Origin of the sequence: Actinospica acidithermotolerans (assembly GCF_018139625.1) — a bacterium.
Lineage (GTDB): Bacteria > Actinomycetota > Actinomycetes > Streptomycetales > Catenulisporaceae > Actinospica > Actinospica acidithermotolerans.
In genome coordinates this window covers 1-6,952 of record NZ_JAGSOH010000202.1, presented here as the reverse complement: position 1 = coordinate 6,952, position 6,952 = coordinate 1, and the positions used below count along the sequence as shown (strand labels likewise).

Here is a 6,952-nt window from a genome sequence, read left to right as displayed (position 1 = left end):
CGCAACGTGCTGGCCATGTCCGGACGCGCCGTCGAGGCCGCCGGCGACGTCAACACCCTGCTGCTCGACAAGACCGGCACCATCACCCTCGGCAACCGGCAGGCCAGCGAGTTCGTGCCCGTCGACGGTGTATCGGTGCAGGATCTCGCGGACGCCGCGCAGCTGTCCTCGCTGGCCGACGAGACCCCCGAGGGCCGCTCCATCGTCGTGCTCGCGAAGGAGAAGTACGCCCTGCGCGGGCGCGAGGTGCACGACGCGAGCTTCATCGAGTTCACCGCGCAGACCCGCATGTCCGGGGTCGACCTGCCCGACGGCACCCAGATCCGCAAGGGCGCGGCGAACGCCGTGCGCGACTGGGTGCGCGACAACGGCGGCCACGTGGACGCGAAGGTCGGCCAGGTCGTCGACGCGATCTCCGCGGCCGGCGGCACCCCGCTGGTCGTCGCGCAGATCAAGGGCAGCCAGGCCCGCGTCCTCGGCGTGATCCACCTCAAGGACGTCGTCAAGGACGGCATCAAGGAGCGCTTCGCCGAGCTGCGCAAGATGGGCATCAAGACCGTCATGATCACGGGTGACAACCCGCTGACGGCCCAGGCCATCGCCGCCGAGGCCGGTGTGGACGACTTCCTCGCCGAGGCCACCCCGGAGGACAAGCTCGCGCTGATCAGAAAGGAGCAGGAGGGCGGCAAGCTCGTCGCGATGACCGGCGACGGCACCAACGACGCCCCCGCCCTCGCGCAGGCGGACGTCGGGGTGGCGATGAACACCGGCACCTCGGCCGCCAAGGAGGCCGGGAACATGGTCGACCTCGACTCCAACCCCACCAAGCTGATCGAGATCGTCGAGATCGGCAAGCAACTGCTGATCACCCGCGGCGCCCTGACCACGTTCTCCATCGCCAACGACGTCGCGAAGTACTTCGCGATGCTCCCCGCGATGTTCGCCGGCGTCTTCCCCGGCCTCGAGAAACTCAACATCCTGCACCTGCACAGCCCGCAGTCCGCGATCACCTCCGCGATCGTGTTCAACGCGCTGATCATCGTCGCGCTCATCCCGCTCGCGCTGCGCGGGGTGCGCTACACCCCCTCCTCCGCCTCGGCCCTGCTGCGGCGCAACCTGTGGATCTACGGCGCCGGCGGCCTGATCGTCCCGTTCATCGGGATCAAGCTGCTCGACATGGTGATCCAGTACCTCCCCGGAATGGGTCGGTGATCGAGAAATGTCCCGCCTCCCCGGCGCCGTGCTGCGCCACCTCGCCGCGATCCGCGCGATGCTCGTGTTCACCGTCATCACCGGCATCGCCTACCCCCTGGTGATGACCGGCATCGGCCAGGCCGCCTTCCACAACCAGGCCGACGGCTCGCTGATCACCAACGGCAGCGGGCAGGCCATCGCCTCGAAGCTGCTGTGCCAGACCTACGTGAACCCGTCCTCCGCGGAGGCGGCGCTGAACAAGAAGGACGGCGTCACCGGCTACGCCGACCCGATCGACAAGTACTTCCAGTCCCGCCCGACCTTCTCCTCGGATCCGGCGCTCGGCCGCTACACGATCCAGCTCGCCAACGGCTGCACCTACACCGCCACCGGCAGCAACAACCTCGGCCCGAACAGCGACAACCTCACCGAACTGATCACACTCATGCGGGCGAACATGGCCGCGTTCGACTCCACCGACACCACCACCGTGACGGCCGCACAGGTCGCCACCGACGCGGTGACCGAATCCGGATCGGACGTCGAGCCGTACATCACCCCGCTGAACGCCGACCAGCAGGCCGCCCGCATCGCGGCGACCCGCGGCATCACCGTCGCCCAGGTCAAGGCCCTGATCCAGGCCAACACCACCGGCCGCGACATCGGCATCCTCGGCGAACCCGGAGTCAACACCACCACGCTGAACATCGCCCTCGACAAGCAGTACCCGAGCAGCGACTCCGGCACCACGGCCTTCGCGACCGGGGCCTCGTCCTGATCCGCGCGAACCGCAGTGCCCTGCCCGACAGCCTCGACCGGGGCTGTCGGGCCGAGCCCGTTCTCCCGAAGAGTCAGGTGACATCGAAACCATGAGGCAACGCGCGAAGCTCAGGGTCTACCTCGGCGCGGCCCCCGGGGTCGGCAAGACCTACAAGATGCTCGAAGAGGCGCACCGGCGCGCCGAACGCGGCGCCGACGTCGTGATCGGATTCGTCGAGACGCACGGCCGCGCCCTGACCGCGAAGCTGGCCGAGGGCCTGGAGACCGTCCCGCGCATCACGCGCGAGTACCGCGGGGTCATGTTCGAGGAGATGGACCTCGACGCCGTGCTCGCGCGGCGCCCGCAGGTCGCGCTCGTCGACGAGCTCGCTCACACGAACGTTCCCGGCGGCCGGCATGCGAAGCGCTGGCAGGACGTGCAGGATCTGCTCGACGCCGGCATAGAGGTCATCACGACCGTCAACGTCCAGCACCTCGAATCGCTCAACGACGTCGTGCAGCGCATCACTGGCGTTCCGCAGCGCGAGACCGTGCCCGACGAGGTCGTTCGCGCAGCGGACCAGATCGAGCTCGTCGACATGTCCCCGGAGTCCCTGCGCCGCCGCCTCGCACACGGCAACGTGTACGCCGCGGAGAAGATCGACGCGGCCCTCGGCAACTACTTCCGCGTCGGCAACCTCACCGCGCTGCGCGAGCTGGCCCTGCTGTGGGTGGCCGACCGCGTCGACGAGGTGCTCCAGCGCTACCGCGAGGAGCACGGGATCGGCACGGTCTGGGAGGCGCGCGAGCGGGTCGTCGTCGCGCTGCCCGGCGGCAACGAGGGCGAGGCGCTCATCCGCCGCGCCGCCCGGATCGCCGCGCGCTCCTCCGGCGGCGAACTGCTCGCCGTGCACATCGCGCGCTCGGACGGCCTCGCCGCCGGGACAAGCCCGAGCGCACTGGCCACGCAGCGTCACCTGGTCGAAACGCTCGGCGGGACGTACCACTCCATCATCGGCGACGACGTCCCCCGCGCGCTGATCGAATTCGCGCAGGCGAAGAACGCGACGCAGCTCGTGCTCGGCACGTCGCGACGCAACCGCGTCAACCGCTTCCTGACGGGCCGTGGGATCGGCGAGACCACGACCATGCTGTCCGGGGACATCGACGTGCACATGGTCACGCACCGGGAGATGGCGCCGCGCCGACGCTTCCCGTGGCTGCCGCCGAACCCGCTGCGCCAAGCGTCCTGGGGCACCGGCGGCAGCTGGCGCGCGATCACAGTCGGCATCATCGCCCCGCCGATCCTCACCGCCGTCCTCACGGCGATCGATCACCCGTTCCGGCTGAACGTGGCCAGCGACATCCTGCTCTACCTCACGCTCACCGTCGCCATCTCCCGGCTCGGCGGCATGGTCTCCGCGTTCGTCGCGGCACTGTGGAGCTCGCTGCTGCTCAACTACTACTTCATCCCGCCGGTGCACTCGATCACCATCGCCGAGGCGAACAACGCGATCGCGCTGGTCGTGTTCGTCATCGTCGGCCTGACGGTCGCGTCGGTCGTCGACCTGGCGATCAGACAGACGCGCAGCGCGGCCCACGCCTCAGCCGAGGCCGAGACGCTCAACGCCTTCGCAGTGGCCGTACTCCGGGGCGACGAGGCGATCTCGGCGCTCCTCGAGCGCTTCCGCGAAACCTATTCCATGGAGAACGTCGGCCTGCTGCAACGCAACGACACCGAGGGCCCGCGCCTGCCCGACGAGATCGACGACCCGCGACGCTGGACGCTGGTGGCCGCGAGCGGCACCGACCCGGCGATGTGCCCGGGCCGGGCCGACACCGTCATCGAGGCCGGCCCCAACGCCGTACTCGCGCTGCGTGGACGTACCCTTCCCGCCGCCGAACAGCGCGTACTCGCCGCGTTCGCCGCGCAGGCCACGGCCGCACTGGAGCGCCGCCGCCTCGCCCGCGAGGCCGCGACCGCGCAGTCGCTTGCCGCCGCCGACAAGATGCGCACCGCGCTGCTCACGGCCGTCTCACACGACCTGCGCACCCCGCTCGCCGCGGCCAAGGCGTCCATCAGCACGCTGCGTGACCCGGAGCTGGTCCTGGCCGACGCCGACCGCGCCGAACTGCTCGAAGCGGCCGAGGAATCCCTCGACCGGCTCACCCGCCTCGTCGAGAACCTGCTCGACATGTCCCGGCTGCAGGCCGGCGCCGTCACCCCGCGCCTCGAAGCGATCGCCATCGAGGACGTCATCCCGCGCGCGGTCGACGACGTACCGGCCGCTGCCGGACGCGTGCTCCTCGCGCCGACCGAGCCGGGAATCCCGGCAGCGCTCGTCGACGCGCCGCTCGCCGAGCGCATCATCGCGAACCTCGTCGCCAACGCCGTCACCCACACCGACTCCTTCGTCACGGTCACCGTCTCGGCGCTGGGCAACCAGGTCGAGGTGCGGGTCATCGACCGCGGCCGGGGCATCCCGGAAGAGGACTGGGACCTCGTCTTCCGTCCCTTCCAGCGGCTCGGCGACCGCGACAACACCAGCGGCGTCGGCCTCGGGCTGGCGCTTTCCCGGGGACTGGCCGAGGCGATGGGCGGCACGCTCATACCAGAAGACACCCCCGGCGGGGGCATCACAATGGTCCTGTCCCTGCCCGCGGCCCCCGGCGCGGGTACCGGCACCGCAACGCAAGCACAGGAGGTCATCCGATGATGCGGGTTCTGGTGGTCGACGACGAGCCGCAGCTGATGCGCGCCCTGCGCATCAACCTGACGGCCCGCCGCTACGAGGTCGTCGTGGCGGCCGACGGCGCCACGGCCCTCGAGGCCGCCGCCCGGCACCTGCCCGACCTCGTCATCCTCGACCTCGGCCTGCCCGACATGGACGGCACCGAGGTGATCGCCGGCCTGCGCGGCTGGACCAAGGTCCCGATCCTCGTGCTCTCCGGCCGGGTGGACGCGACCGACAAGGTCGACGCCCTCGACGCCGGCGCCGACGACTACGTCACCAAGCCCTTCTCGATGGAGGAGCTGATGGCCCGGCTCAGGGCCCTGCAACGCCGCGCCGAGTCGGACGCGAACGCCGACGACCCGGTCGTGCTGGTCGGCCACTTCAGCGTGGACCTCGCCAACAAGACCGTCACCCGGCGGCCCGACGCGCCCGCCGACGTGCCGGCGGCCGTGCACCTGACCAAGACCGAGTGGGCCGTGCTCGAAGTCCTCGCGCGCAACCCCGGCCGCCTGGTATCAGGCAAGCAGCTGCTCCAGGAGGTGTGGGGACCGGCATACGAGTCGGAGACCAACTACCTGCGCTTCTACCTCGCTAGGCTGCGCCAGAAGCTCGAGACCGAGCCCTCGCACCCGAGGCAGCTGCTGACCGAGCCCGGCATGGGCTACCGCTTCCAGCCCTGATCCGCCGCTTGCCCCGTCACCACGGGACGACCTGGTCCCGGTAGTCGAGGAACTGCAGACCACCGTCCCCGGCGTGACGCTCGACGACGTCCACGACGCCGTGCGCACTCTCCTCGACCTCCACCGGAGCGCCCGGACCGCCGAGCTCCGTCTTGACCCAGCCGGGGTGAGTGAGCAGCAGAGTGCGCTTGTCGTCGTGATGCCGGGCGGCGTACGAGCGCATCAGCTGGTTGAGCGCGGCCTTGCTGGCCCGGTAGACCTCGTGCCCGCCCCGGGTGTTGAACGAGACGCTGCCCTGCCGCGAGGACATCACGGCGATGGTCCCGCTCGGCGCCACCAGATCGCCCAGAGCCTCCACGACGCGCATCGGGCTGAGGGCGTTCGTCACCATCACCTCGGTGAACACCTCCGTCGAGACCTCGCCGACCGGCCGGTCCTCGTCGGTGATGCCCGCGTTCACGAACAGCAGGTCGAGCGAAAGGCCGCCGAGCCGCTCCCGCAGCCCGGCGATCTGCTCCTGCTCGGTGATATCCAGCCGCTCGACGGTGAGCGCGCTCCCGCTCTCCTGCGCGATCCGCCGCAGGTCTTCCGGCTCGTGGCCGCGCACCGTCGCGACGACGTCCCAGCCCCTGCGCAGCAGCTGCCCGCTGATCGCGAGGCCGAGGTTGCGCGACGCCCCGACGACGAGCGCCGTCCTGCGTGCACTTCCACTGTCCACTGCCATGTCGGCTCCTTCAGTCATGCCTGTTCGGTCATCGCGGTTTCAGTCATCGCGGTTCAGTCACCGCCGGTTCGGTCATTGCCGGCTCCGGGTGATCAGTCCGCCCTCGATGCGGCGCAGCGCGGCGATCACGCCGTCGATCTCGTCCGGGTCGTCGATCACCCCGTCGAGCAGACCGCTCCAGATCTCGTGCAGCAGCCGGAGGTTCTCCTGCGACTTGGCGGTCGGATAGAGCCGGACCCGCCGCGCGTCGTCCGGGTCGACCTCGCGCCGCACGAAGCCCATCGACTCCAGCCCGCGAACCGCCCGGCTGAAGTTGCTCGAGATCAGCTGGGTGGCCTCGGCCGCAGCGCTCGCCGTCGTGCCGGGATGGCGGTCGATGTAGCGCATCACCGCGCCCTCCAGCGGCGTGCCCGAGGCGGCCCCGGCGTCCTTGGACGCCTGGATGTGCCGGCCGACCGCCAGGATCAGGTCGGCAAGCTCGAACAGCCGTGCGGCCCGCTCCTCGTCCATGCGCCGCGCCCTCTTTCCTGTCAGCCGATCAGTATCATTTGACAGTGATTCTAGGCGGGGACTAGTTTAGCTGTCAATTGACAGCTATTTGCCCGAGGGCGGCCCCGACCGCGTCGCCCGCTCGATGGAAGGACGCAGGCAGCCGTGACCCTCATCGCCATCGAAGAACACTGGATCAGCCCGGACCTCACGGCGGCCCTCAAGGCGATGCCGCGCCCCGACGAGAGCCTCGCCTTCAACGAGATGGGCGACCACCGGGAGCGCCTCGAGGACCTCGGAGAGGGCCGGATCGCGGCGATGGACGCGCAGGGGATCGACGTCTCGATCCTCGCCCTCACTCCCCCGGGCAC

6 protein-coding genes and 1 pseudogene are annotated in these 6,952 nt (G+C 70.2%); 5 read left to right on the top strand and 2 right to left on the bottom strand.

Annotated elements, in window-relative coordinates; genetic code table 11:
- From kdpB to KDK95_RS33390, 4 genes are all read left to right on the top strand, one after another.
- Nucleotides 1-1,212 (top strand): potassium-transporting ATPase subunit KdpB (gene kdpB, locus KDK95_RS33405; RefSeq protein WP_212522365.1); only part of this gene is annotated, 1,212 nt, incomplete at its 5' end.
- A gap of 7 nt (nt 1,213-1,219) precedes the next feature.
- On the top strand, nt 1,220-1,972 hold the full coding sequence (locus KDK95_RS33400) for a potassium-transporting ATPase subunit C (protein WP_212522364.1): 753 nt from the start codon (nt 1,220-1,222) through the stop codon (nt 1,970-1,972).
- A gap of 91 nt (nt 1,973-2,063) precedes the next feature.
- Nucleotides 2,064-4,670 carry an ATP-binding protein gene (locus KDK95_RS33395; RefSeq protein ID WP_212522363.1) on the top strand — a complete coding sequence of 869 codons (2,607 nt, stop codon included), beginning with the start codon at nt 2,064-2,066 and terminating at the stop codon, nt 4,668-4,670.
- Nucleotides 4,667-5,368: a response regulator gene (locus KDK95_RS33390; RefSeq protein ID WP_212522362.1), complete on the top strand. Its 702-nt coding sequence runs from the start codon at nt 4,667-4,669 to the stop codon at nt 5,366-5,368. The genes KDK95_RS33395 and KDK95_RS33390 overlap by 4 nt, the downstream gene beginning before the upstream one ends.
- Before the next feature lie 16 nt (nt 5,369-5,384).
- Here KDK95_RS33390 and KDK95_RS33385 read toward each other — a convergent pair whose 3' ends face one another.
- On the bottom strand, nt 5,385-6,092 hold the full coding sequence (locus KDK95_RS33385) for an SDR family NAD(P)-dependent oxidoreductase (protein WP_212522361.1): 708 nt from the start codon (nt 6,090-6,092) through the stop codon (nt 5,385-5,387).
- Nucleotides 6,093-6,164: 72 nt separating this feature from the next.
- Nucleotides 6,165-6,602, bottom strand: a complete 438-nt coding sequence (locus KDK95_RS33380) for a MarR family winged helix-turn-helix transcriptional regulator (protein WP_212522360.1) — start codon at nt 6,600-6,602, stop codon at nt 6,165-6,167.
- A 144-nt stretch (nt 6,603-6,746) separates the two neighbouring features.
- On the opposite strand from KDK95_RS33380, the pseudogene KDK95_RS33375 reads away from it, so the two are divergent.
- Nucleotides 6,747-6,952, top strand: a pseudogene (locus KDK95_RS33375) (amidohydrolase family protein); the annotation flags it as partial.